The 765-nt window shown below is 37.9% G+C and carries 1 protein-coding gene and 1 pseudogene; both read right to left on the bottom strand.

From position 1 onward, the window contains the following. Window positions 1-523: pseudogene (locus J7R05_RS07355) on the bottom strand (inositol monophosphatase family protein); the annotation flags it as partial. Continuing rightward, the coding region (locus J7R05_RS07360; RefSeq protein WP_246468266.1) for a metallopeptidase TldD-related protein at window positions 492-765 on the bottom strand (274 nt) is incomplete at its 5' end. The pseudogene J7R05_RS07355 and the gene J7R05_RS07360, both read right to left, overlap by 32 nt.

Genomic DNA, 765 nt, shown 5'->3' on the forward strand with positions numbered 1-765 from the left:
TGCAAAAATCATCTGGTAATTTTTGCGCTAGTGATTTATCGAGTGAAACTTTGTACTTTCCATTAATTTGAGAAGCTAAAAGAGGGAGTTTTGTACCATTTAATGTTGCCCCGCTACCAGCAACAGCTGCATAAACATCTCCCTGAGCTGGACATTGTACAACACCTACAATAGGACGCCCATTCTCAATAATAGCAATCGAAATACACCAATAAGTGCTATCTGAAAGAAAACCACGAGTTCCATCAATAGGGTCAACTACAAAGAAGCGTTCATAAATTCTTTGATACCGATCATCTTTTGTTTCTTCTGAAATCCATCCATACTTTGGGCGTGCTCTAAGATGCTTTTACTTCAAAAAGTGATCAACTGCAAAATCTGCTTCACTGACTGGTGAATTACCTTCTTTCATCCAAACGTTCAACGCACATCCAAAATACCTCATTGCTAAATTTCCTGCCTCTCGACAAACATCAAGCAAGAGAGTTAAGTCAGAAGAATAATGCGTATGATTTTCCTGCAAGTGTCATTCCTTCAATTAATAATGTTGGAGCGGTTGTTCCATAACGTCGATCAATATCGTTCGCAGGTGTTAAGTGTGCTAACATATGAAGTAAATTAGAACCTAGTGTTATTTCACTTACTGGATAAGCAATTTCGCCGTTTTCAATCCAAAAACCAGCAGCACCACGACTATATTGGCCCGTAACAAAATCAATACCATGCCCAAATAATTCTGTAACATAAAAACCATTTTGCAAATCT

Origin of the sequence: Bartonella capreoli (assembly GCF_902813205.1) — a bacterium.
Classification (GTDB): domain Bacteria; phylum Pseudomonadota; class Alphaproteobacteria; order Rhizobiales; family Rhizobiaceae; genus Bartonella; species Bartonella schoenbuchensis.